A 25,966-nucleotide genomic window follows, 5' to 3' on the forward strand; every position below is an offset into this window, starting at 1 on the left:
CATATGCTCAATAAAGGTGAAACTGTCATATGCGGTCTTTCAGGCGGCGCTGACAGCGTTGCTCTTCTGCTCTCCCTTTACGAATTAAGAGAACGGCTCGGTATCACTGTAGAGGCGCTGCACGTCAATCACTGTCTAAGAGGCGAAGAAAGCGACCGGGACGAACAGTTCTGCCGTCATCTTTGTGAGCAAAAAGGTATTCCTTTCAAGTCATTTTCATGCGATGTCAGCGGATATGCAGAGAAAAACGCCGTTTCTGTCGAGGAAGCTGCAAGAAAACTGAGATATTCAATTTTTGCAGAGCATTCCACAGATAAAAAAATGGCAACTGCCCATAATGCTAATGATGCTCTTGAAACGGCTGTTCTGAATCTTGCGCGCGGCACCGGTATAAAAGGGATCGCAGGTATCCCCCCTGTACGCGGCAATATTTTCAGACCATTGCTTTGCATATCAAGAGCTGAGATAGAAGCTTTTCTCAGTCAGAGGGATCAGGATTATGTTACAGACAGTACGAATCTTTCCGATGATTATACCAGAAACAGGATACGTCATAATATCCTCCCGCTGCTTCATGAGATAAACAGCTCCGTAATCGAGACTTCAATAAACTCTATGGACACACTTCGCCAAGAAAACGCTTTTATCGAATCCGCGGCAAACGACGCTTATGAATCCTGCATTCAGGGCACAAAACTAATTGATATCCGCAGTTTCTCCCCTGTTATAAGAAAACGCGCTGTTGCAAGACTCTTATCAGAAAACAAGCTGCCGTATTCGCATAACAGACTCGAAGAGGCTGACAGTATTATTATAAAGGGCGGAAAAATCAATATTTCCGGTGAAAATTACCTTGTAGGTGATAACGGTTCGATCGAACTAAAAAAAATACCGCCTGTAAGCGACAGTTTTATATCTAAACCGCTTGTGATCGGTGAAAACCGAATTTTCGCTGAATGTACGCTCTTTTGCGAAATAATCCAATGTGATAATTTGAAGAAAAATGAAACTGTTAACAAAAAATCAACATTTTATCTGCTCGATTATGATAAAATAATAGGAAGAGTTGTTGTCCGTAACAGAAGATTCGGCGACAGGATAAAACTAAGCGGCAGAAATTTCACTTCTTCCGTAAAAAAAATAATCAATGAAAATATACCGGCTGAAAAACGCAGTACACTTCATTTTTTAGAGGATGAAGAAGGTACTGTATTTGCCGAAATGATCGGAATAGCCGATCGTGTTGCGCCTGATGGGAACACAGTTCGTTTCCTGAAGGTCTGTATAAAACGCTCATAAAGAATGGAGAGGATAATTTGACACCCAAAAAAAGCAAAGGAGTTCTTACCTATCTGCTCATAGTCGGAATAGCAGTTTTCTCACTTGTATATATAAGCTCAAGACTTAACCAGAATAACGATAAGACTGCGTATACTGAAATAATCGGTTATTTTGACGATTACAGAGTATCTTACTATGAACTTGATCTCGGTACAGGAGATCTTACCTACAAGCTTGATAACGAGGACACAGAAAAGCATTATAATGTTCCGAATGTTAATATTTTCCTGAATGATACAGAAAATTACCGTAAGGAATACAATGCAAAACACCCTGATGCGCCTCTCAAACAGGATTACATCAAGATAACTGACAGGACATGGATATATTCGCTTATCCCTGTTATTCTTACTGTTCTTCTCGGCATTTCCATACTTTATTTTATAATGAAACAAAACGGCGGAGGAAGCAAATACGCGACCTTCGGCAAGGCAAATCTCAAAAACGGCGCAAGCGCACGCAAGGCTACTTTTAAAGATGTAGCCGGTGCTGACGAAGAAAAACAGGAACTCATAGAGATCGTTGATTACCTGAAAAATCCGAGAAAATACACCGAGCTTGGCGCTAAAGTACCTAAGGGAGTTCTTCTGCTCGGTCCTCCCGGTACAGGTAAGACCCTTCTTGCCCGTGCAGTTGCAGGCGAGGCCGGCTGTCCGTTCTTCCCTATCTCCGGTTCTGATTTCGTTGAAATGTTCGTCGGAGTAGGTGCTTCACGTGTAAGAGACCTCTTTGAACAGGCAAAAAAACACGCTCCCGCGATTATATTCATAGACGAAATAGACGCCGTAGGCCGTCACAGAGGCGCAGGTCTCGGCGGTGGACATGATGAGCGTGAACAGACACTTAACCAGCTCCTTGTTGAAATGGACGGTTTCACAGGCAACGACAGCGTTATAGTTATCGCCGCTACAAACAGACGTGATATACTTGACCCTGCTCTTCTCAGACCGGGACGTTTCGACAGACAGATCGTCGTTGGATACCCTGACGTAAAGGGCCGTGAGGAGATCCTCAGAGTCCATGCAAAGAATAAGTCACTGGGCCCGGACGTTGACCTTAAAGTCATTGCTAAAACAACTCAGGGCTTTACAGGCGCTGATCTTGAAAATGTACTGAATGAAGCCGCTCTTCTTGCAGCAAGAAACAACCGCATGGCTGTTACTGAGGCTGATATCGAAGAGGCTACGATGAAGGTCATCGCAGGTCCTGAAAAGAAATCACGTATCGTTACTGAACATGATAAGCTCGTTACAGCCTATCACGAAGCAGGTCACGCAGTTGCTGCATATCACCTCAAAACTCAGGATAAGATCCATCAGGTCACTATCATTCAGCGTGGTCTGGCGGCAGGTCTTACAGTCACAAGGCCTGATAATGATGACAGACACGTTTCACGCAATCAGATGCGTGAGAGTATCGTAATGCTTCTGGGCGGACGTGTTGCCGAAGAGCTCTTCATCGACGACATCTGCACCGGAGCTTCAAACGATATCGAACGTGCAACATCAACCGCAAGAAATATGGTAACAAGATACGGTTTCTCAAAGAAAATCGGTACTGTTGTTTACGGTTCGGACAATGACGAGGTATTCCTCGGCAAAGACTACGGTCATACCAGAAATTACAGCGAAGCTGTGGCTGCTCAGATAGACGAGGAAGTCCGTTCTATCATCGAGAAGGCTTACAATGACTGTACAGAGCTTCTCAAAGCTCATGAGGATAAAATGCACTTCCTTGCGAAGTATCTTCTCAAATTTGAAAAGATCGACGGCGACGACTTTGAAAAGATGATGCGCGGTGAAATGTCCGAGGATATTCTCCTTAAAGAAACTGCCGCGGAGAAAACTGAGGAAACCGAGGAAGCTGCCGCTGAACAGCCTTCTGAAGAATAATATATTATCCCGAAGAGCTATCTTCGGGATTTTTATTGCCATATATTTCGCTTTACTGTTACGGAGGTGTTTATTTGGATTCTTTGAATCTTGTTTTATGCGTTGCGGCAGCTGCGGCACTTGATATATGTATACTTGTTCTGTTGCTGACTGCGTACCGCGAAAGAAAATCCACAAAAAAGAACTGGCATGAAGTTGCAAATGATATGGAACTTGCAGAACAGGGAAAAACCTATGAACTCGGCTGCGACGAGGTTCTTATCGGACGTCATGCATCTGCCGATATAAGGCTGCCGAATCTTTCGGTGTCACGTTACCATGCTATGCTTACCGTATCCGAGGGTAAATGGTCTATCAGGGATATGGGTTCAAAATCCGGATTATTTGTCAACGGCACTATGGTAAGAGAAGCTGTGCTTAATGAAAACGACGTCATTACACTCGGCAACCGCCGTCTTATCTTCAGGAAAAGGAGGATGGAACGTGTACGCTAATCCCATCGCATACGGCTTTTCATGTTTTTCTGTTCTTCTCGCTCATATCGCTATGATAGTGAACATATATTTCAACGGAAATTACAAGGACGTAAGAGATGTTGCTGTTCTCGGTACAGCGGTAATAATAATTGATATCGCATATTTTATTATAATGCTCTCTTTCAGGCAGAAATCATATGCGATAGATTTCCTGCTGATACTTATACTTAACATGAGCCTGATTTTTCAGTCATGCTTCGGAGAAGTCAGCTTTAATGCCAAGCATCTTTTGACCTGTATCATCGCACTCGCTTCGTGCAAGGCAGGATATATGCTCTGCAAAAATCATAAACTTCTTCAGGAAAAGAAGAAATACATCTATGCCGCAGTTTGCGCTGTACTTCTGATAACTCTTCTTGTAAATATCATCACCCATGATATGTGGATAAAGATAGGCTCCTTCACCTTGCAGCCTTCAGAATTCATCAAGCCGCTGTTCGTTCTTGCCTGCGCAACGTCTATAGAAGAGCAGCAGAAAAAGCACAAGGTCCTGTTCATCAATGTGGTGTACGAAAATATAACGCTTCTTGTCCTTACGGCTGCGATCTGTCTTGTACAGGTCAAATCCCATGATTACGGAAGTCTTCCCACATTTCTCGGCATATTCTCAGTCGGTTTCCTTCTCAGGATATGCTACCCAAAAGCTAAATTTTCCAAGAAGAAGCTGATCGCTGTAGCGGCGGTTATTGTTGTATTCCTGCTTATCGGATTAAAATATGCTCCTGATTATGTTCAGCACCGTCTTCATGTTGATATATGGAACGACAAGACCGGTGACGGATATCAGCAGTCACAGGCCCTGATCGCCATAGCCAAGGGCGGCTGGTTCGGACTCGGACCTGGAAAGGGTTTTCTTTCAAATATCTTTGCATACGATAACGATATAGTATTCGCTACTATAAGCGAAGAATGGGGGCTTTTATACGCTCTTATGGCTGTGCTTGCTATAATAATCATGACAGCAGTTCCACTTATCAATCCTGCCCGCTCATATTACCACGGTACTGTTTCCGCCTGCGTGTGTGCCGCCTTTACTGTACAGATGGCGCTGAACATATTCGGTTCATGCAATCTTATACCTTTTACCGGCGTTACTATCCCCTTCCTTTCTTCGGGAGGAAGCTCACTTATGGTCAGCGGGTTCATGATAGGTATGCTCATGGCCTGCCTCTCTCCTTCATTCAAAGAACCGAAGCATAAAAAGCAGGTATCCAGCGAGCCTGTATGGAGGTGGCAGGAATGAAAAGCATAAGAAGGACCCAAAGGATAATAAGTCTGCTGATACTTCTTTTTATAGCCGGTATGGCACTGCTCATCGCAAAGCTCGTGCATGAATCATCATTCTATATGATGAATTCAGACACCCATGAACTGGGTCTGGTTTATGACAGATCAGGCGATGTGCTTTTCGACGGTACTGGAAACGGAACATACCCGGATAATCATTTCATTGACGTAGGAAATATAATCGGTGACGACAAGGGCCAAATGAATAACACTCTCGTGGCGCAGAACCTTGAGAAACTAAACAATTACAGCTTTAATGAAGGCTTGCTTCACGACGGAGGACACGCAGCTATATATACCACTCTCGATCACAGAGCCAACCGGGCTGTTTATGACGCCTACGGTTACATGGAAGGCTGCACCTGCGCTTACAACTATAAGACAGGCGAGCTCCTCGTCTGCGTCAGTCTCCCCTCTCTTGACGTAACAAAAGGTTATGATGATCTGGACAACTTCAAATCCGCTACGCTCTTATCCAAAAATATGTTCAGGACAGTTCCCGGTTCGACCCAAAAGGTATCAACAGTAATATCCGCACTTGAAATAATGGGCAGCAGCAGGTTGTTTTCAAAAAGCTACAACTGCACAGGCAAGTATCACAACGGTTCAGGAGCGGATATCGACTGCCATAATCCTTACGGTCATGGTACACAGAACATTCAGGAGGCATTTGAAAACAGTTGCAATCCTTTCTTTGCACAGCTCATCGAGGACGGCGATATGCCGCTTGAAAAAGTAAAAAAGCAGTACGAGAAAATGGGATATGTTCTTAACGGCGGAAAGCCGACCTATATCGACATAAACGGTATACAGTGTGAAACAGCTTCGACAACTCTTGAGGATCCATATGAATTCAGAACACAGTGGGGCTGTATCGGTCAGGGCGATACTCTTGTAAGTCCGATCCAGCTCATGATGTGGGAAAGCGCTGTCGCTGACAGCACCGGAAAAATGACTATGCCATATCTCATTGACCATATTACAGATACCCGCGGAAATGAAAAAGAAAAAGCCAAAACCAATTACAGTGACAGGATATTCTCTGAAAAGACTGCCGAGACAATGAAACAGATAATGCTTACAAACGGCTCTGACAAATATACTTATCTTATCAACGGATATAAGGTTGGAGTCAAAAGCGGAACCGCTCAGGTCAATGAAGGAATGAAGGAAAACTCCCTGCTTGTTGGCTTTGTAGATGAGCCTGATTTCCCCGTCGCTTTCTGTATTCTGATAGAAGACAGAGCAAGCGGTTACGTTACTACAGAGCAGATCGCGCAGGTGCTTCTCGATAATTTAAAAAACAATTTCTGATGTCAGATTAAACAAATTATGCAAAATGCTTTGTGCATTTCAAACGAAATCAACAAAATCCACTTGTATTATCACTTCCTTTATGGTATAATATAACCATAAAGTACAGTTTTGCTTCTCGCAAAGCTAAAAAAGGAGGACCAATATGAAAACAACTATCACAGCTAAAAAAATGCAGATACCAACTAACTTTACTGAGTACGCAGAAAAGAGGATAGATTCACGACTCGGAAAATTCTTTGGAGAGGAAGCTGATGCTAAGATTGTTATTTCTGAGATCAAGACACAGATAATTCTTGAGCTTACCGTTAAATATAACAGTATAATATTCCGCGCAGAACGTGCTGCCGAAGACAAATATGTCGCTCTTGATGACGCTATCGACAAGATAATCAGACAGATTCGCAAGAACAAGACCAAGGTCGAGAAGAAACTGAAAGACGCTGCTTTCAAGGAAGCTTTTGCTTACCCTGTTCCCGAAACTGTGGATTATGAGGTCATCAAGCATAAGAAGTTCAAGATGAGACCTATGGACATTGATGAAGCAATTCTTCAGATGAATCTGCTCGATCATGAGTTCTTTATGTTCACAAACGCTGAATCAGGTCTTATAAATGTCGTATACAAGCGCGATGACGGAAATTATGCCGTACTCGAACCTGACAACGAATAATAAACAATTAAAGATATGCGGGACATCAGTCCCGCATATTGATTTTACGAATGGAGTGTAATATAAAATGGACAACAACAAAAAAGCTATCATAGAAAAGAGAATTAATAAGATCGGTGAAAACCTTAAAAAGAACAATATGGAGTTCTATTATGCCGAGACAAGGAACGACGTCTGTTCCATAGTACGGTCACTTATCAAGAAGGGTGACGTTATTACAAACGGCGGTACAATGACAATGAAGGAATGCGGGCTTTCAGAACTTCTGTCCTCCCCTGAGTATACATATCTTGACCGTTCAAAAATGACTCCTGAGGAGGTGGCAGATCTCTATATAAAAGCTTTTTCCGCTGATGTATATATTTCAAGCTCAAATGCGATCACCGAGGACGGTGTGCTGTATAATGTTGACGGAAACAGCAACCGTATCGCCGCTATAGCTTTTGGTCCTAAATCAGTTATCATTATCGCAGGATACAATAAAATAGTAAAAGACCTTAATGAAGCTGAGATCAGAGTAAAGCGCGAAGCTGCTCCGCCTAACTGCGTTCGCCTTGACTGTGCAACTTACTGCAAGGAAAAGGGAGAATGTGTTTCACTGTCAAAGGCTGACCGCCAGATAACGGACGGCTGCGGAGGCGACGGAAGGATCTGCTGCAATTATCTGATATCCGCTCATCAGCGCCATAAAGGTCGTATAAAGGTAATTATTGTCGGTGAAGAGCTCGGATACTGATAAATAATATACTTTATTAAAGGGCTTTTGGGGCAGAGAAGCGATTAAAGAGAATTATTAAAATGAATGAACTTATATTTGAATCATTTCCTGAACTTGATACCCAACGGCTTTTTTTAAGGCAGATCACTCAGGAAGATGATAAAAGTCTTTCAGAAGTCTTATCTGATGAAGTTACCTGCAAATATCTTATCCATAACGCTGTTAATGATATAGCAAGTATTAAAAGAATGATTACCGGAATGCACAACCTTATGATTTTTTCCATTTTAAAGAGTGAATACCATAGTACAGATCAAAATAATAATTAAATGGGGATTTTAAATATAAAATCCCCTTTTATTTTTTGTATTTTGATACAATACAGAAAAAATCAAAAAGGGTTTGACAAATTCAGAATACTGTGCTATACTATTTTTAGAGATATCACTTTAAAGTATTACAGTGCAAAGTGGTACAGTAAAAAGGGAGAAGATAAGGTATGAAAGAATTATCAAAGCTTATGAGTTACAGATCCGATGTAAGGGTCGTTGACGCTACACTCCGCGACGGCGGACTTGTAAACGATTTCCGCTTCAGCGATGAATTTGTAAGAGATCTTTATCTTACAAATATCAAAGCCGGTGTAGACTATATGGAATTCGGCTACAGAGCTGACAAGGAAATGTTCGATGTAAATAAATTCGGTCCGTGCAAATTCTGCGATGATGAATATATCCGCTCTATCGTAGGAGATAACCATACAGATCTTAAAATTGCTATTATGGCTGACGTGGGACGCTGCAACTACAAGCAGGATATCATCGAACGCGAAAACAGTCCTGTTGATCTTGTCCGTGTGGCCGCGTATATACATCAGATACCTACAGCGGTTGATATGATAGAGGACGCAAAGAAAAAGGGCTATGAGGTAAGCTGTAATATTATGGCTATATCAAATGCACAGGAGTCGGATATAAAGGTAGCTCTCGATCTCCTCGGACAGTCCCCTGTTGATGTTTTCTATATTGTTGACAGTTTCGGCTCCATATATCCGGAGCAAATGGCAAGGATCGCTGCCCTCTATGTTGAGATGGCTGAGAAATACGGAAAAAAGGTCGGTATCCACGCTCATAACAATCAGCAGCTCGCTTTTGCAAATACTATCGAGGCTGTAGGCGACGGCGTTGACTGGCTCGACGCTACATACTCAGCTATGGGCAGAGGCGCCGGCAACTGCGCGATGGAACTTCTTCTCGGCTTCCTGAAAAATCCCAAATACAATGTATATCCTGTTTTCCAGTTCATAGAGAAACATATCAGCAGACTCCACGATGAGGGCGTAGTCTGGGGCTATGATCTCCAGTATCTCCTCACCGGACTTTTCAATCAGCATCCGAGAACAGCAATACAGTACACAAAGGAAAAAAGAACTGATATCTCTGAATTCTACAAGGAAATAATCTCACAGGAATAAAAGCAAACACCGTATCGGCATAAGCTGATACGGTGTTTTTTATCAGAATGTAAGCTGATTGCTGTCTCCAAGCTCCTTGGCAGGCTTGCCCGCTGCGGGAACGCTCTTTGAACGGTATTTTTCGAGTTCGGGCATAGCCTCAGTTGTAACCACTTCCGCCGAAGAAAGAACTGCCTTTCTGCGCAGATTAATCACCTGTACACCCTGTGAATCCCTTGTAGCTTTTGGAAGTATCATACCGGTATTGAAAACAAGTGCATGACCGCTTGAAGTCCTGAGCAGTATATCTGAATCCTCAGCTGTATACAAAGCTGCAATAAGCGGAGATTTTTCTGAATATGCGTTTGCAAGCTTCTTGCGGTTTGTCTTTGTTTCGTATGATTTTAACGGTATCTTGGCTGCCTTGCCGTTTTCAAAGAAGAAAATAATATATCCGCTGTAATCTGTGGTGGCAACAAGAGTTTTAAGATTCTCTCCTTCGTCAAAGCCAAGCTTTGCAGGTATATAATCTCCCATCACACTTGCCTTTGTATCGTCAAAGGAGCTTGCCCTTGACTTGTACGCCTGAGCCTTATCGGAGAAGAATATGAGCTCGGTCTTGTTTGTCGCCTCGATGCTCTGACTGATATAGTCGCCTTCCTTCAGTTTCTGTTCACTGCTCATGCGCAGGGACTGCGGAGTTATCTTCTTGAAATATCCGCTGTCTGAAACAAAGATATTAACAGGATAATCCGGAGTATCATCAACTTCTTCAGCTTCCTCTGCATCAGCCTGATAGTAGAACATGGTTCTTCTTGGCTGTGAGTAATTCTTTATAACATCACGAAGCTCGTCAACGATTATCTTGCGTATCTTCTTTTTATCGCGGAGTATTTCCTCCATCTCGGCGATATCCTTTTTGAGCTGGTCCACCTCTTCAACACGGCGCAAGATATACTGCTTGTTTATATTACGGAGCTTTATCTCTGCAACAAATTCAGCCTGCACCTCATCAATTCCAAAGCCTATCATAAGGTTCGGCACAACATCCGCCTCGTTCTCGGTCTCGCGGATTATCTTTATTGCCTTGTCGATATCAAGAAGTATCTTTGAGAGAGCCTCTAAAAGATGGAGCTTCTCCTTTTTCTTTTGCAGATCATGATATGTCCTGCGCTGAATACACTCCTCACGAAAGGCAGTCCACTCGGTAAGTATCTCCCTTACGCCCATGACCTTCGGAGTACCGGCGATCAGTATATTGAAGTTGCAGGGATAGCTGTCCTGCAAGGGAGTCAGACGGTACAGCTTCTGCATGAGCTTGTCGGGATCGGTTCCGCGCTTGAGATCAATGGCGATCTTCAGACCGTCTATATCAGTCTCGTCACGGATATAGGATATCTCTCTTATCTTTCCCTGCTTTACAAGGTCGATTATTTTTTCGATTATAGCCTCTATAGTAGTGGTATATGGTATCTCAGTGACCTCGATACAGTTTGCAGCCTTGTCATAGCTGTACTTTGCACGTACCTTTATACTTCCTCTTCCGGTTTCATAGACCTTGCTCAGCTCAGTCTCGTCATAGAGCATAAGTCCGCCGCCGGGGAAATCAGGTCCTTTAAGGGTACTTATTATGTCATGCTGCGGATTTTTCATCAATGCTATCGTAGTCTCGCATACCTCTTCAAGATTGAATGGGCAAACATTGCTCGCCATTGATACCGCAATACCTGTATTTGAATTTACAAGGACTGTAGGGAAAGTTGCCGGAAGCAGAGTGGGCTCCTGCATGGTATTGTCGTAATTCGGTACAAAGTCTATTGTTTCCTTGTCAATATCACGGAAGAGCTCGTTGCATATCTTTTCAAGCTTTACCTCAGTATATCGCGGAGCGGCAAAGTGCATCTTGCTGGAATACTGCTTGCCGAAATTTCCCTTGCTGTCTATATAAGGGTGGAGCAGAGCTTCGTTTCCCCTTGTCATACGGACAAGGGTCTCATATATAGCCTGATCGCCGTGAGGATTGAGCTTCATAGTCTCTCCCACAACATTTGCCGACTTTGAACGCTCTTTTTCAGGACTGAGCAGTCCCCTCTTGTACATCATATAAAGAAGTTTTCTGTGAGAGGGCTTGAAGCCGTCTATCTCAGGAAGTGCTCTGGAAATGATAACGCTCATCGCATAAGGCATATAGTTCTTTTTCAGTGTATCTGCGATCTTCTCGTCAACCACGCTTCCGGAACCTTCAATATATGCCTCGTGCCTGAACACGGGCTGCTTCTGGTTAGTTTCCTTTTTCCTTGGCATTTAATCTTCTCCTTGTGATGTTTTTCTGTCTTTCTTTTTAAGCAGCTTTTCGGGATCCTTTACATAAGTCCTTACAATGCTTCCGCATTCACGGCATATAGTATGATAAAGGGAAGTTGAATGAAGAAGGCTGTCAGCACTGTATACAGCTCCGTAAAAGTTCTGATATCCTGTTATAAACTCTGTTCCGCCGCAGAAACGGCACTTTGTCATTCTGATCTTTTTCAAGATATCACTCCTTAGCTGATATCAGCAAGTTCAAGGTAATCTGCACCGTATTCGGATATATAATCCTTTCTGCCCTGAAGATCATCACCGAGAAGCATTTCAAATATCTCAGCAGACTCGCTGATATCCTCGGCAGTCACCTTTATAAGTCTTCTCGTATCCGGATTCATTGTAGTAAGGCTCATCATATCCGGTTCGTTTTCGCCGAGACCTTTTGAACGCTGTATGGTATGCTTCTTATCACCTATCATATCAAGTATACGCTGCTTTTCCTGCTCCGTATATGCGAAATATGTCTTTTCCTTGGTATTTATCTCAAATAGCGGAGATTCAGCTATATAAACATAGCCCTGCTCGATAAGAGTTGGCGTGAGCCTGTAAAGCATAGTCAGTATGAGTGTTCTGATCTGGAAACCGTCAACATCCGCATCGGTACATATAACTATCTTGCTCCAGCGGAAGTTGTTTATATCAAAATTTGAAAGCTCCTTGTTAGCCTTTGTGGTAACTTCTACCCCACAGCCAAGAACTTTTATAAGGTCTGTGATTATCTCGCTCTTGAATATCTTTGAATACTCAGCCTTCAGGCAGTTGAGTATCTTTCCGCGGACAGGGATTATAGCCTGAAATTCGGCGTTTCTCGCAAGCTTTACTGAACCGAGAGCCGAATCGCCCTCCACGATGTATATCTCGCGGCGTGAAACGTCCTTTGTACGGCAGTCCACGAACTTCTCAACCATATTAGCAAGATCGATAGTACCTGTCAGCTTCTTCTTTACGTTAAGACGAACCTTTTCTGCGTTTTCACGGCTTCTCTTGTTGATAAGTACCTGCTCCGCTATTTTCTGAGCTTCATCGGGATTCTCTATAAAATATACCTCCAGCTGATGACGGAGGAACTCTGTCATAGCCTCGCGGATAAACTTATTGGTTATAGCCTTTTTGGTCTGGTTGGCATAAGAGGTCTGTGTGGAGAAGGACGATGAAACAAGTATAAGGCATTCCTCAACATCGGCGTAGGTTATCTTGCTCTCGTTCTTCTGATATCCGTTTATGGACTTGATATAGCTGTCTATCTGTGACTGAAATGCTCTTTTTACAGCCTCCGCAGGCGAGCCGCCATGCTCAAGGAAGCTGGAATTGTGGTAGTATTCCGTCAGCTTTGCCTTATTGGAAAAAGTAAGCGCAACATCAAGCTTTACCTTGTATTCAGGCTTGTCGTCACGGTCTCTGCCCTTTTTCTCGGCTGTCCAGTGCTGTATGGAAGTAAGCGTGCCTTCACCTGCTATTTCCTGGACATACTCGGTTATACCCGACTCATAGAAAAATTCCTGCTCGTTGAATCCGCCAGCTTCATTTTCGGAGCGGAACACAAAGAGTATATTCGGGTTTACTATCGCCTGACGCTTGAGGATATCACAGAAGAACTCGTCAGATACATTTATATCGGTAAATACTTCGAGATCGGGGCGCCAGCGTGTCTTTGTACCGGTCTGCTTCCTCTTTGTTTCTTCCTTTTTAAGACCGCCGACATTATTGCCCTTTTCAAAGTGCAGGTTATACTTAAAACCGTCACGAATTACCTCAACGTCCATAAACTCTGAGGAATACTGAGTAGAACACAATCCCAGTCCGTTAAGTCCGAGGGAGTACTCATAGGATTCATCAGCAGTATCATACTTACCGCCGGCATAGAGCTCACAGTAGACAAGCTCCCAGTTATAGCGCTTTTCGTTGTTGTTATAGTCAACAGGACAGCCTCTGCCGAAATCCTCGACTTCTATATCATTGTTCCTGTAATGAGTAATAATGATCTTATTGCCGTATCCTTCACGGGCTTCATCTATGGAGTTAGAGATGACCTCAAATACCGAATGCTCGCAGCCGTCAAGGCCGTCTGAGCCGAATATAACAGCAGGACGCTTACGGACTCTGTCCGCGCCCTTGAGCATTGATATACTGTCGTTGCCGTAATCTTGTTTCTTAGCCATAATCCTCTGCCTTTCGGTCACGTTTTTATGCATACTTTATTATTATACCACATCAGGATTATTTTTGCAAGTGCGCGGCAGTATCTCTGAAATATATGCAAAAAAGCAGTCATTACGACTGCTTTCCGCTTATTTGAGCGCCTCTTCGTACTCTTTTTCCCTGAAGCCGACAAGGACCTTGCCGTCCGTGACAAGGATAGGTCTCTTGACCAGCATTCCGTCTGTTGCAAGGAGCTTCAGCTGCTCTTCCTCTGTCATATCCTGCAGCTTGTCCTTCAGCCCCATTGATTTATAAAGGAGACCGCTTGTATTGAAGAACTTTTTCAGCGGAAGTCCGCTCATTTTATGCCATTTTTTCAGTTCCGCAAGAGTCGGATTATTCTCCTTTATGTCTCTCATCTCATAGCTTATTCCCCTCTCGTCCAGCCATTTCTTAGCCTTCTGACAAGTCGTACATTTTGGATAGCATATAAATTTCATCTTCATTCCTCCGTTTTAAGTTTATTTTCAAGTATACCTCTTAGTTTTGCGGGATCAGCCTTTCCGCCGGAAGCCTTCATGGCTTGCCCCACAAGGTAGCCTAAAGCATTTGTTTTGCCGTTCCTGTAGTCGTTTACTGATTTTTCGTTTAAAGCGATGATATTACCGGCAAGCTCGCTTAGAAATCCCGTATCGGAATTCTGTACAAGACCGAGTCTGTTTATTATTTCTTCGGTGTTTCCGCCTTTTATTATAAGCTCGTCGAGCACTGTCTTTGACCCGGAGCTTGATATAACGCCTTTTTCCTGTGCTGCACAAAGCTCACAGAGATTCTCCGGCGTTATACCGGTCTCAGCTATGGTCCTTCCTGTATCGTTCATATACTTTGTTATCTCTCCGACTATCCTGTTAGCAACAGAATGGCAGCTGCATTTTTCAAGACTTACACATTCGTCGTAAAGCTCTGCCTTTTCAGGCGAATCTGCTATGATAAACGCTTCTGAGCTGTTCAGTCCGTGCTCCTTTACATACCGTATCATCTTCTTATCCGGCAGTTCGGGTAACTCAGACTTTGACTGCCTTACTGCTTCGGGATCAAGAACTATCAGTCCGAGGTCAGGTTCAGGGAAAAAACGATAATCCTGTGCGTTCTCCTTGCTGCGCATAAGGATACTCACACCTTTTTTATCGTCCCAGCGCCGTGTTTCACGCTCAACACTGCCACCATCGGCAATGATTTCCGTCTGACGTTTTATCTCGTACTCTATCCCCCTAAGAGCAGCACTGAAGCTGTTTACATTTTTCAGCTCGCAGCGTGTTCCGGGCGGCTGCCCTTTCTCATGCACCGAAACATTCACATCGCACCTTATGCTGCCCTCCTGCATTTTGCAGTCGGATATGCCGATGTAACGCAGGACAGCTCTGACAGTTTCAAGAAAAATACGCGCTTCGGCGGGGCTTCTCAGGTCGGGCTCTGTAACGATCTCAATAAGAGGCACTCCGCACCTGTTATAGTCGCAAAGAGTACCGCCTGTTGCTTCATCATGAAGAAGCTTTCCTGCGTCTTCTTCGATATGGATACGGGTTATCCCTATCCTCCGGATTTCTTTATCCACAAGTATATCAAGATAACCCCTGCCGCATACAGGTATATCAGCCTGAGATATCTGGTATGCTTTCGGCAGATCAGGATAGAAATAATTTTTTCTGTCCTGACGGCTTATCATATTTATCTCGCAGTTCAGCGCCTGTCCCATTTTTACCGCATAATAACAAGCCTGCCTGTTCAGGCGCGGCAGCGTTCCCGGAAGTCCGAGACATACAGGGCATACATTTGTATTCGGCTCTGCCCCAAAAATGTTTTTACAGCTGCAAAACAGCTTTGATTCCGTATTCAGCTCAGCATGGACCTCAAGTCCGATAACTGGTTCGACTACTGCCATGCCGCACCTCCTGTCAGTTCATATCCGTAAGCCGCGTCAAGCACATCGTTGTCAGCAAATCTCCTGCCGATAAGCTGCAGCCCGATCGGCAGTCCTGAAGAGCTTCTGCCGCAGGGAACGCTTACAGCCGGAAGTCCTGCCATACTTGCCGGTACCGTAAATATATCAGCCGCATACATATCTGTTGCTGGTATTCTGTTATCAAGCTCGATACCTGCCCTGGGATAAACCGGAGCAGCAATAATATCACATACTTCAAAAGCTCTCTCAAAGTCATATGTAATTCTCCTGCGGCATGATATTGCTCTTTTGTAATACGCCTCGCAGTATCCTTCGCTCAGTACAAAAGTACCCAGCATTATGCGGCGCTTGACTTCATCACCAAATCCCTCTGTACGGCTGCGTTTATACATATCCGCAATCGAAACTATATTCTGTTCCCTGAAGCCGTAGCGCACACCGTCATATCTTGCGAGATTGGAGGAGGCTTCTGCCGAGGAAATTATATAATAAGCCTTTACCGAATCCTTAATGGAAGGAAGAGATATATCCACAAGCTCCGCTCCCTGCTTCTCCATTTCCTTTAGGGCAGCTTCCAAAGCATCAGATATTTCAGCGTCAGTGCAGGCTTTCATCATTTCAGCACACACACCTATCCTGAGCCCTTTTAGCTCCCCAGTCAGCTCATGTGAAAAATTTTTTCTGAAACTTGTCACATCTTTGATGTCATATCCGTTTATTGTATTGTGGAGATAAAATGTATCTCTTACATTTTTTCCAAAGGAACCTATTCTGTCAAGTGAAGAGGCAAACGCGATCAGTCCGTATCTTGAAACAGAACCGTAGGACGGACAGAATCCCACAACGCCGCAGAAAGATGCCGGCTGACGTACAGATCCGCCTGTGTCGGAACCGAGAGCAAGAACCGCTGCTCCGGCTGCAACTGAAGCAGCAGAGCCACCCGATGAACCACCTGATGAAAAGCTCTTATCAACAGGATTTCTTACCGCTCCGAATATGCCTGTATCAGAGGCGGAACCCATTGCAAATTCATCCATATTCATCTTGCCTGTAATTACAGCTCCGGCTGCTTCAAGTCTTTCGACAGCCGTTGCGCTGTAAGGAGGTATATAGTTTTCGAGCATTCTCGAAGCGCAGGTAGTACGCAGACCTCTTGTTGATATATTATCCTTGATCGCAACGGGTATACCGGTAAGTAATGAGATATCCTCCCCTGCAGCGATCCTTCTGTCGGCTTCCTCTGCTGCCTGAACAGCTTTGTCATTGAAGGTTACATAACAGTTCAGCTCAGTCTGTACCGCTTTTGCACGCTCCATAACGTCATTCAGCAGTTCTCTTGCGCTGCATTTCTTTGTCCTCAGCATATCAGCAAGTACGGATACGCTCATATCACACAGCACCATCCTTACTGCACCGTCCTTGGTACTGCAAAACAGCCCTCAGATACCTGAGGCGAATTGCTCATAAGCTCTTCAAAGGTCAGCTCTGACGGTATCACAGTATCCTCACGCAGCTCCATTCCTTCTGAAATGATCTCACCTTCATAATATTCAGGCAGCTCGGACATCATTCCGATAATACCGCACAGGTCTTCAGCAATGCTGTCCGCTTGATCTTCGCTTATATCAAGGAATGCAAGTTCTGCGATATGTTTAATGTCTATTTCCATAAGCAGCTCCTAAAAATAATATATGACTATTATACCACAGTTCCCATATATTAGCAACCGGCTTGAAATAAAAAAACAGCCGGCTGATTAAGCCGGCTGCTGTTCCTATTAATAGAAGTGGTTGCTGTATCCGTCACCCCAGAAACCTAAGAAACCCTGAGTAAAGGATTCAGGTTCATTGAAGTAAAGTCTTACAGCATCTTTTACGCTTTGTGTAACGTAACCAGAATATGTAGTAAGGTTTACATAATTCCATGCGCCAGTAAACTGATTCGGTTCTGTGAGCACACCGTATACAGTATTTGAAAAACTCGGCGACTTGACTCTATTCATGATCACCTCTACTACCAACGCCTTATCGTAGTCGCTGATCCAATTGCTGCCTGCTTCGTTTGCAACAGCGTTACAGAGAAGAATATAATCTTCATCTGAGATCGGAAGAGCCTTTTCACTTACTTCAACATCGATAGCTACCGGCTCCGGTGCAGGTTCAACATCCGTCTGTGTTGTTACCTCGGGAGCTTCTGTTACAGCCTCGACTGTAGTAGTAGTCGTTTCGGCTGTAGTAGTTTCAGTAGTTGTCGTTGTAGTTGTAGTTGTTTCTGTAGTCGTTGTTGTAGTAGCCTGTGTTGTTATTGAAGTAATGTCAGCTAAAGCAGCTGTTGTTTCTGTTACTACATCCGCAACGTCAGCAACAAGTGAAGCCGTTGTAGCAGGCTGTGTAACAGGCTGTGTAATTGCAGCCGGCGCGTGAGCCGGTGCTGGCACCGATTTTGAAATCTTAGCAGCTTTATCAGCTGCCCCTGTACTGTTTTTGGAAGATGTGCCCTCCTGAACAGAACTAAAGTACTTGCTTGCGGCCATTAAATCCTCGGCCTTGTTAGATTTCTTGGTGGTTGTTCCTTTGTTTGCAGTTGCGTTATCTGTCTCATCTGCAGTTGAATCTACAGATGCTGAGTCAGCAGCGCCGTCAGTATTTGCGACACCCGCGTTATCAGAGACAAGATCGACTTTACTGATAGTTGAAGAAGTTATGTATCCAACTCCGAATCCACCAGCAAGTACTGAAGCAACCACTCCGCAACATAAAGCTGCGGTTTTGAGATTACCCATCAACTCATCCTTTCCTGAAAAAAGCATTTTCAATTTTTTCGGGCTGTTGTTATGATAACACATCTTACCTCAAATGGCAATACTTTCAAATTTTTTTCCATTTTATGGCTAATAGTTTCCACGAATTTAAAGGTATCAAAGTAAATCTGCACATATTAGTTTTCTATTATGTGAATATAATGTTAATTTATTGTTAATAACTCTTCTGTTTTAACCGCATTTTGTTACAAAACAGTTACAAAAACTACGCCGTTGTTAACGATATAATGGGATTTTTAAGACATCCCGCCTTGAAAGCTGACCTTCAAGAACCAGAAAAGCGATGAAATAATTGCACGGAAGATTTCAAAAATATAGTTCAGGCTATTGCAAAAAAATGCTTAAAATGATATAATAAATAAGTATAAACAAATCTGTTAGGAGAAGTATATGAACAAAACATATTACACCGATCAAATCAATTCAATTATCTCTGAGGTAAAAAAAGCCGTCATCGGCAAGGACGCTATTATAATAAAGGTATTGCTTGCCATGCTGTGCAGAGGTCATGTTCTTATCGAGGATATTCCCGGAGTCGGCAAGACTACCCTTGCTCTCGCATTTTCAAAGGCTCTGTCACTTGAGCATAACCGTATGCAGTTCACTCCGGACGTGCTTCCTTCCGACGTTACAGGCTTCTCGGTCTATAACAAGAGCAACGGCAAATTCGAGTTCAGACCGGGTGTCGCTTTCTGCAACCTGTTTCTCGCCGACGAGATAAACCGTACATCAAGCAAGACACAGTCCGCTCTGCTTGAGCTCATGGAAGAAAAAAGCATAACTGTTGACGGAAATACCTACAAGCTTCCTGAGCCATATACCGTTATTGCAACTCAGAATCCCATAGGTTCTGCCGGAACACATAATCTTCCGGATTCACAGCTTGACCGCTTTATGATCAAGCTCAGCATGGGATATCCTGATTTCAACGGAGAAGTCTCTATACTGAAGGCAAAACAGAACATCAATCCTCTTGACAGAGTCATTCCTGTCGCTGACGCCGACTTCATCACTGAGCTTCAGGAGTACATATCAAGCGTTTATGTTGACGAAAGGATATATGAGTATATCGTATCAGTGTCTGCCGCCACGAGAAATCATCCTATGCTTAAACTTGGCGTAAGTCCGAGAGGTACGCTTGCACTCATGCAGCTTTCCAAGGGCATAGCTGTTGCTATGGGACGAGACTATGTTATCCCGGAGGATATCTCATACATATGCAACGACGTTTTCGAGCACCGTATCATTCTCAACTCAAAAGCAAAGCTTTCAGATACGACTGCATCCGACATCATAACAGAGATTCTCAGATCCGTGCCCGTTCCTGGCATAACCGAAAAATAAGGCTGTACTATGATTCTGACAAAGATACTTTTTATAGTTCTGATCATAATCTGTGTGCTGTTTTACATACTGTATCTCGGCAATTTTGCTCTTGTTCTTCTGATAGTTGTTGTCACACTGCCTTTAATAATGTATATTACGACTAATATAGCTAAAAAGAATATAACCGCAGATTTTGCAGTTAAAGACAAAACCGTTGCGAAAAATACGTCTTTCCCTATACAGCTCGTGGTAACGAACAACAGCATCTTCCCTATCGGAAAAGCCGAAGCACACATAGAATACTATAATATTTTCAATGATGAAGTTTCAGCCTTTGATCTTTATCTGCCCATACAGCCAAAGAATTCCCAGAGAATAACATTTCAGCTGCAGTCCGAATTCTGCGGAACTATAAGGGTGACCGCTTCTTATCTGAATGTTTTTGATCCCCTCAGGATATTCAGGTTCAGGTCAGCTCAGAATGTCTCCACAGAGCTCCTCGTTCTTCCCGAATGTCACGACATATCCGGAATAGTCCACTATACCGACCGCATAAATGAAGACAGCGATGTATTCTCTGAATACCATCCGGGCGACGATCCCTCGGAGGTCTTTGACCTGAGAGAATATAATCCCGGCGACAAGCTGAACCGTATACACTGGAAGCTCAGTTCAAAGAAGGATGACTTCATCGTAAAAGAGTACAGTCTTCCAATCGATGTGCCCTGCACTCTTTTCCTTGATTTGATGTCCTACAGTGACAAGTTTCTTTCTCTTGCGATACTTGATTCCCTTATCGATACATTTATGTCGGTATCACAGTTCCTTATCGACAATGAAAGAGGGCATTCCGTTGTATTCTTTGATACCTCAAAGAATATGTTCACTGAACACCATATCAACAGCACTTCTGATATAAGTATCGCCGTTAAATCTTTACTTTCATCATTCAGAAGCGATATTCCCTGCCAGCTCCCTGATAATTATTTCTTCGATAATCCCAAACTTTCATATGCTTCCTTCACTTATATCGGATCTCTCCTTAATCAGAAGATCCTTCAGTTTATCGACGAGGAAATAGAAGCTGAACAGAAGAATGCCATGATCGTTGTCGGATCCGCAGATGAACTGCCGGAACTGAACGCCGATTTTTCATCGTTCAGTATCACACCTGTTATAACCGGCAGGATAAGCGCTTCAATAAAGGATATAGATATATAATGAAAAGAAAGCTCAAACAAAAATATAATGGTATTACCATCAGCGACAGCATCGTTATGTCTGTCAAACGAAAGAATTCAAATCCGCGAAAGCCTTTTTCTGTTGCCATAGCCCTGATAGGTTTCGTTTCATTCATCATGGCTTTTCTCGGAATGTACAGACTTCCTTTCGATACAGAAAAAGTATTTTTTGCCAGCATTTGCATTCTTGCGTTCTATATTACCATTTCGGTTATAGGCGGCAGGGCACTGTGGCTGTATCCGGCTTCCCTGGTTCTTTTTTTATTTGCTGCCTTTAAAAAAGCCTCAAAGATCATGCTCGGCTATAAATTTGCCTACAATTTTATATATAAGGTAACCTTTGAATCCAAAATAGATTATTACAGGAATCTCCAGCCGTCTTTAAGAACTCCGTCAATAACGACGATAGTGCTTTTCTTTATCTGGATGCTTGCTATCGTTCTTTGCTTTTTTACTATATGCAGACCGAATCCTGTACTGCCGCTGCTCATGACATTCCCACTTCTTGAAATAGGATTGTACAACGGTATCATATTGCCTGTATTCTGGGGAATACTCTGCATCGCATACTGGATGTCACTGCTGTCGATGTCTTCTATCGACGCCGGAGAATACTCAGGCGGTCAGAGCGGATTTGTGCGAAAAAACGATCTGTTTTTCCCGAAAAGGCATATGAAGCTGAAGGTCACGGAAAGATGCGGTATGCTTGTAATATGTTCCGTTATCATTACTGCTCTCCTTTCAATGTGGCTACTGAAGGTCACACATTATAAAAGAAGTGACAGGATCAATCAGAAAAGGCGGGACATCACCAATGCCGTAGATGAATTTTCCATTGAAAATCTTGCTGACAGTCTGGCGCGTATAACAGCTTCATTCGGACTTGATTTTGAGTATGACAACCGAAAGCTCGGCAATAACAGTCATATTCGCTACAAAAATATTACAGACCTGACAATTACACTTGATACTCCTGCGTCCGGAGCTATATATCTGAAGGAATATACCCGTTCTGATTATAAAGGCGATATGTGGGACGATATGCCGTCTTCAGATTACGATAACGATCTTTTCGGCGAGTTTAAGAAATACGACATTCATCCACAGGATTTCCCCGCACTTGCCCTTAAAATAATAAATGATCCTCCGGAAAAGAACAAGCTGCGTATCGTACCTGCTTCCCAGAAGAGAAATCACACTTATGTTCCGTACTGCACTATAAATACCGGAAATATCGGATATACCGATGACCTGATGATAACTCCGAAAAATCAGAAAAAAGGCGATAATACCTATGATCTCTATACGGACAGCATTTTAACTTCGATCAGTAACACTGCATCTTCCGACAGTCGTCCGGCATTAATTCCAGTGGATATCAGCGCTCTTGTTGATATGCCCTCGAAGGAAAAGCTCAGTGCTTATTGTTCGGATCATGAGCTGTTAAGCTATGATAAATACTTTACTGTTGAATGCGCTGATTTTTTAGATACTAAATATATCAGTTCAGCTGAAAATCCTAATCTGCTCCTTACTTTGCTTTTGCAGAATGAATACAAGAATTTTGTCTATGAAAAGTATCTCAGCGTTCCGGATAATCCCGAAATGGACGAGATACGGGATAAGTTCGCTTATGTAGTAAACAACAGGGACATAAGCTCAACTAACAAAACACTTGCCGTTCTTGAGGATATAAAAAATAGTATACAGGAATCCAGCACTTATACGCTTTCTCCCGGAAAAACTCCTGCGACCCGTGATTTCGTAAACTATTTCCTGCTTGAGAACCACAAGGGCTTCTGTACTCACTATGCTTCCGCAGGCGTTATCCTTGCAAGAATGGCAGGCATCCCTGCACGTTATGCGACAGGTTACGTTGTTGTAGGAAGCGATATCGAATCAGGTAAAAGAAATCCTGACGGTTCTGTAACCGTTAACGTCAAGGACAACCGCAGCCATGCGTGGGCGGAAGTATACATTGACGGCGCAGGCTGGATACCTTATGAGTTTACAGACGGATATTCAGAAAGCGAGATCAATACCTCAGCAGCATCTGCTCCAAAGGAAACAACCACCGCAACTTCTACTACGACATTAACAACCACAAGTACGACCACCACTGCTGCTTCAAATATTTCCCGGACTTCTACGACTAAGCCAAATGTTTCGGCGCCGTCAACCACAACAACCAAAAAGCATATCGCTTCCGGCATTTTACGTGTCGACTCCGGTGGAAAGATGCACCTTCCGAAATGGATAAAGTTCTTCTTAAAATTAATTCTGCTGCTTGCTCTTGCAGTGTGCCTGCTCATTCTCAGACGCCGTATAATTCTATACTACAGAAATAAAGGATTCACAACTGGCAAAACATCAGACAGGATACTGAGAATGTACGGATATGCAGAAAAAATGCTGTCTTTACTTGATATGGAGAGCGAAAACGGTAATTACGTAAGCTTCGCCTCACAGGTAGAAAAAGGCTACGGAGGAATATATTTCAATAAAAATGATTTTGAGAATTTCACCCGAATCGCATTGAAAACAAGGTACAGTAATACAAAGCCGACTGAAGAAGAAGCCGGCGTATGCTATAAGACTGTCAGTGATTTCTCGGATAATATGTGCAAGCGGAGTGAAAGACTGAAAAGGCTCGTAATAAAATATATTTATGTTTTATGACAGGAGGGGTATTATGAAGATAGATAATACAGGTTATATCATCAAGGGAATTCTGCTTGCTGTATGCGGAGTGCTTTTTGCGTTCTTTCCCGGTGTTTTGTCCTGGGTTTTCTATATCATAGGCGGTATCATTGTTGCAGGCAGCATACTTACAGGCTTGTCCAGCTTCGGAGGCGGCGACGGCGGTTCGCTCATGCCTGCCGGTATCGTTGGTGTGCTTGTCGGATTGTTCGTAATATATATACCGAGATTCATATCCAGAAAAATGTCTGCTATTGCGGGGATTATCCTTGCGGTTATCGCCATCACCCAGATAATAAAATCACTGAGCAAGGAGCTTACAAAAAAACTGAAGATATTTCAGCTCATCTTTGGTATCATACTGCTGATATCCTCTGTTTTCCTTATTTTCAATCCCTTCGGAGGAAAGATCATAAGATTCATTATCGGACTTCTCATGCTTGCCTTTGCAGCCTTTAACTTCTATGTTGCTTATGTTATAAGCGAGCGGAACGGAGAGGTTATCACTGCTTCAAACGATGTGATAGACGCCAATGGTTTTGAAGTCAATAATGACGACGATATTAAACGCTTACAGTAAAACTTGGCTGCCGGTACTTCCGGCAGCTTTTTTATATTCGCCAAATCGAACAAGCGTTTGACAAATCTGTTTTTTTGTGTTACAATATATAGTAAACCTTATGTAAAGGAGGCGTGAAAATGTCTGATGTGAATATAATAATAAATCAGGTACTTGCGGATAAAAAGCTGGTAAACAGCAAGGCTTTCAGGGACAGAGTCTACAAGGACGAACCTATAATAAAAACTGCTGCCCAGTTCATAAAACAGGAAACGCCTTCTGAAATAAAGGAAATGAAAAATCTTGCTTTCACGCCGGAAGCATACTGGAAAACGTCTGCCTGGCTCTTTTATACACAAGGGAAGTTTATGGAAAACTATTCCGACAGTTTCAGTTATAATGATGACTTTATAAAATACTATCCCTGCTACCGTGACATGACAACGGAACAGCTGAGAGGGTATTTCTCATGGAGGACCTGTGTTCGCAACGGCAATATCAGCAAGGCTCCCCTGCCATTTGTTTTCATATATATTTACGAACTGATAAACTGTATAGGATCAGAAACTCCGGAAAAATGTTTCATAAAGCTTAAAGATTTCTGCAGTATATATAAAGATACAGACGACACGATCTGCAAATACACCGACAACTGGCTTCTTGATTTCATTGTATACAATGAGCTCGACAGCAGTCTTGCAGACGGTCTGCATGAGATAAAGTTCGACCATGATATGCTTACCCTTATGAAATGGAAAGAGCATGACAATGATGAGATCTTTTCAGCCGTATCTGCTCTTTCAGCCTATCAGCTCCGGAAATCAATGTTTTTTATCTCAAATCCTGATGACACGAAAAATGTAGTTGCCCGCTGCTTTATAAAGCTTTCTGAGTTCTTTGAAGAAAAAAGAAAAAGCTCACTTTTCAGCAAGCTATTCGGCAATCCCGTTGAATGCAGTCATAATATGTTCGCATCTGCGATCTTTTATGACAGAATGCCTCTGCGCAGCTGTGAATACAAGCTCAGCGATATACACAGCTACACCTGTAAGAACGGAAGGTGGAGCTGCAGGAAGATATATGGCAACCGGAACAGAAACGGACATCTCGGCGATCTTGTAAAGGCCATTGACAGCCTTTTGCGTGATCACAACAGCTTCAGGCACAAAATATCATTTGACGGTGTTTCAAAAGCTGCCATAAAGGTGATACAGAATGAAATTGAGCTTTACTATGCCGAAAAGCGAAGAAATGAAGCGGTAAAGATCGAGATAGATGTATCAAAGCTCGGAAGTATAAGAAGCGCTTCCGATATCACACGCGAAAAGCTTCTTGTTTACTCAGATGAGGAAAACGAAGAAGAAAACAATACTGCGGCGGGAAACATTGCAGATGAAGTTACCGATGTTCTTGCACTTGATAAAAATGAACTCGCCTTTATGAGAGCTATGCTCTATAACGGCGATCCTGCCGGAGCAGCGCATAAATGCGGAAAAATGATCTCTATACTTGCCGATTCTGTCAATGAAAAGCTGTTTGACAGTTTCGGTGATACTGTTATTGATTTTACCGGCGATGTTCCTATGCTGATAGAGGATTATACAGACGAACTCAAAACTATGATACCTGAGGAGTAAAT

22 protein-coding genes are annotated in these 25,966 nt (G+C 43.1%); 14 read left to right on the forward strand and 8 right to left on the reverse strand.

The window, feature by feature from the left end:
• The first annotated feature begins 3 nt into the window (after positions 1-3).
• From tilS to QZZ36_RS01145, 9 genes are all read left to right on the forward strand, one after another.
• Complete coding sequence (tilS, locus tag QZZ36_RS01105; RefSeq protein ID WP_295075395.1) at positions 4-1,299, forward strand: tRNA lysidine(34) synthetase TilS; 1,296 nt, start codon at positions 4-6, stop codon at positions 1,297-1,299.
• Between the two features lie 17 nt (positions 1,300-1,316).
• Positions 1,317-3,233 carry an ATP-dependent zinc metalloprotease FtsH gene (gene ftsH / locus QZZ36_RS01110; RefSeq protein WP_295075398.1) on the forward strand — a complete coding sequence of 639 codons (1,917 nt, stop codon included), beginning with the start codon at positions 1,317-1,319 and terminating at the stop codon, positions 3,231-3,233.
• Between the two features lie 74 nt (positions 3,234-3,307).
• Positions 3,308-3,727 (forward strand): FHA domain-containing protein, encoded by a 420-nt coding sequence (locus tag QZZ36_RS01115; RefSeq protein WP_295075401.1) that lies wholly within the window; start codon positions 3,308-3,310, stop codon positions 3,725-3,727.
• The gene (locus QZZ36_RS01120; RefSeq protein ID WP_295075404.1) at positions 3,717-5,012 is read left to right on the forward strand and encodes an FtsW/RodA/SpoVE family cell cycle protein; all 1,296 of its coding nucleotides are present in this window, start codon (positions 3,717-3,719) and stop codon (positions 5,010-5,012) included. Before QZZ36_RS01115 ends, QZZ36_RS01120 begins: the two co-directional genes overlap by 11 nt.
• On the forward strand, positions 5,009-6,370 hold the full coding sequence (locus tag QZZ36_RS01125; protein WP_295075407.1) for a penicillin-binding transpeptidase domain-containing protein: 1,362 nt from the start codon (positions 5,009-5,011) through the stop codon (positions 6,368-6,370). The genes QZZ36_RS01120 and QZZ36_RS01125 overlap by 4 nt, the downstream gene beginning before the upstream one ends.
• A gap of 145 nt (positions 6,371-6,515) precedes the next feature.
• A complete protein-coding gene (raiA, locus tag QZZ36_RS01130) occupies positions 6,516-7,043 on the forward strand; it encodes a ribosome-associated translation inhibitor RaiA (RefSeq protein WP_295075410.1) in 528 nt (175 codons plus the stop codon).
• A gap of 67 nt (positions 7,044-7,110) precedes the next feature.
• A complete protein-coding gene (locus QZZ36_RS01135; RefSeq protein ID WP_295075413.1) occupies positions 7,111-7,779 on the forward strand; it encodes a lactate utilization protein in 669 nt (222 codons plus the stop codon).
• A gap of 62 nt (positions 7,780-7,841) precedes the next feature.
• The gene (locus QZZ36_RS01140; protein ID WP_295075417.1) at positions 7,842-8,090 is read left to right on the forward strand and encodes a hypothetical protein; all 249 of its coding nucleotides are present in this window, start codon (positions 7,842-7,844) and stop codon (positions 8,088-8,090) included.
• Positions 8,091-8,260: 170 nt separating this feature from the next.
• Entirely contained in the window at positions 8,261-9,235 is a 975-nt protein-coding gene (locus tag QZZ36_RS01145; protein ID WP_295075420.1) for an aldolase catalytic domain-containing protein, read from the forward strand.
• A gap of 42 nt (positions 9,236-9,277) precedes the next feature.
• Here the strand turns inward: QZZ36_RS01145 and QZZ36_RS01150 are convergent, their stop codons facing one another.
• From QZZ36_RS01150 to QZZ36_RS01185, 8 genes are all read right to left on the reverse strand, one after another.
• Positions 9,278-11,518, reverse strand: coding sequence for a DNA topoisomerase (ATP-hydrolyzing) subunit A (locus QZZ36_RS01150; RefSeq protein ID WP_295075423.1), 2,241 nt, complete (start codon positions 11,516-11,518; stop codon positions 9,278-9,280).
• On the reverse strand, positions 11,519-11,746 hold the full coding sequence (locus tag QZZ36_RS01155) for a hypothetical protein (protein WP_295075426.1): 228 nt from the start codon (positions 11,744-11,746) through the stop codon (positions 11,519-11,521). It abuts the gene before it with no gap.
• An 11-nt stretch (positions 11,747-11,757) separates the two neighbouring features.
• Positions 11,758-13,737 (reverse strand): toprim domain-containing protein, encoded by a 1,980-nt coding sequence (locus tag QZZ36_RS01160; RefSeq protein ID WP_295075429.1) that lies wholly within the window; start codon positions 13,735-13,737, stop codon positions 11,758-11,760.
• A gap of 129 nt (positions 13,738-13,866) precedes the next feature.
• Positions 13,867-14,217 (reverse strand): arsenate reductase family protein, encoded by a 351-nt coding sequence (locus QZZ36_RS01165; RefSeq protein WP_295075641.1) that lies wholly within the window; start codon positions 14,215-14,217, stop codon positions 13,867-13,869.
• Positions 14,218-14,219: 2 nt separating this feature from the next.
• A complete protein-coding gene (gatB, locus tag QZZ36_RS01170) occupies positions 14,220-15,659 on the reverse strand; it encodes an Asp-tRNA(Asn)/Glu-tRNA(Gln) amidotransferase subunit GatB (RefSeq protein ID WP_295075432.1) in 1,440 nt (479 codons plus the stop codon).
• Positions 15,650-17,068 carry an Asp-tRNA(Asn)/Glu-tRNA(Gln) amidotransferase subunit GatA gene (gene gatA, locus QZZ36_RS01175; RefSeq protein ID WP_295075435.1) on the reverse strand — a complete coding sequence of 473 codons (1,419 nt, stop codon included), beginning with the start codon at positions 17,066-17,068 and terminating at the stop codon, positions 15,650-15,652. The genes gatB and gatA overlap by 10 nt, the downstream gene beginning before the upstream one ends.
• A gap of 17 nt (positions 17,069-17,085) precedes the next feature.
• On the reverse strand, positions 17,086-17,349 hold the full coding sequence (locus QZZ36_RS01180) for an Asp-tRNA(Asn)/Glu-tRNA(Gln) amidotransferase subunit GatC (protein ID WP_295075438.1): 264 nt from the start codon (positions 17,347-17,349) through the stop codon (positions 17,086-17,088).
• A gap of 108 nt (positions 17,350-17,457) precedes the next feature.
• Entirely contained in the window at positions 17,458-18,462 is a 1,005-nt protein-coding gene (locus QZZ36_RS01185) for a cell wall hydrolase (protein ID WP_295075441.1), read from the reverse strand.
• A 429-nt stretch (positions 18,463-18,891) separates the two neighbouring features.
• Here QZZ36_RS01185 and QZZ36_RS01190 point away from each other — a divergent pair, with 429 nt between their 5' ends.
• The 5 genes from QZZ36_RS01190 (at position 18,892) to QZZ36_RS01210 (ending at position 25,964) form a co-directional block, all read left to right on the forward strand.
• The gene (locus tag QZZ36_RS01190) at positions 18,892-19,845 is read left to right on the forward strand and encodes a MoxR family ATPase (protein ID WP_295075444.1); all 954 of its coding nucleotides are present in this window, start codon (positions 18,892-18,894) and stop codon (positions 19,843-19,845) included.
• Positions 19,846-19,854: 9 nt separating this feature from the next.
• Entirely contained in the window at positions 19,855-21,048 is a 1,194-nt protein-coding gene (locus QZZ36_RS01195) for a DUF58 domain-containing protein (protein ID WP_295075447.1), read from the forward strand.
• Complete coding sequence (locus tag QZZ36_RS01200; RefSeq protein WP_295075450.1) at positions 21,048-23,747, forward strand: transglutaminase-like domain-containing protein; 2,700 nt, start codon at positions 21,048-21,050, stop codon at positions 23,745-23,747. Before QZZ36_RS01195 ends, QZZ36_RS01200 begins: the two co-directional genes overlap by 1 nt.
• A 13-nt stretch (positions 23,748-23,760) precedes the next feature.
• Entirely contained in the window at positions 23,761-24,348 is a 588-nt protein-coding gene (locus QZZ36_RS01205; protein WP_295075453.1) for a DUF308 domain-containing protein, read from the forward strand.
• A 119-nt stretch (positions 24,349-24,467) separates the two neighbouring features.
• Positions 24,468-25,964, forward strand: a complete 1,497-nt coding sequence (locus QZZ36_RS01210) for a TerB N-terminal domain-containing protein (RefSeq protein WP_295075456.1) — start codon at positions 24,468-24,470, stop codon at positions 25,962-25,964.
• Positions 25,965-25,966 lie beyond the last annotated feature (2 nt).

The sequence above is a fragment of the Ruminococcus sp. genome (assembly GCF_016287535.1).
GTDB lineage: Bacteria > Bacillota > Clostridia > Oscillospirales > Ruminococcaceae > Ruminococcus.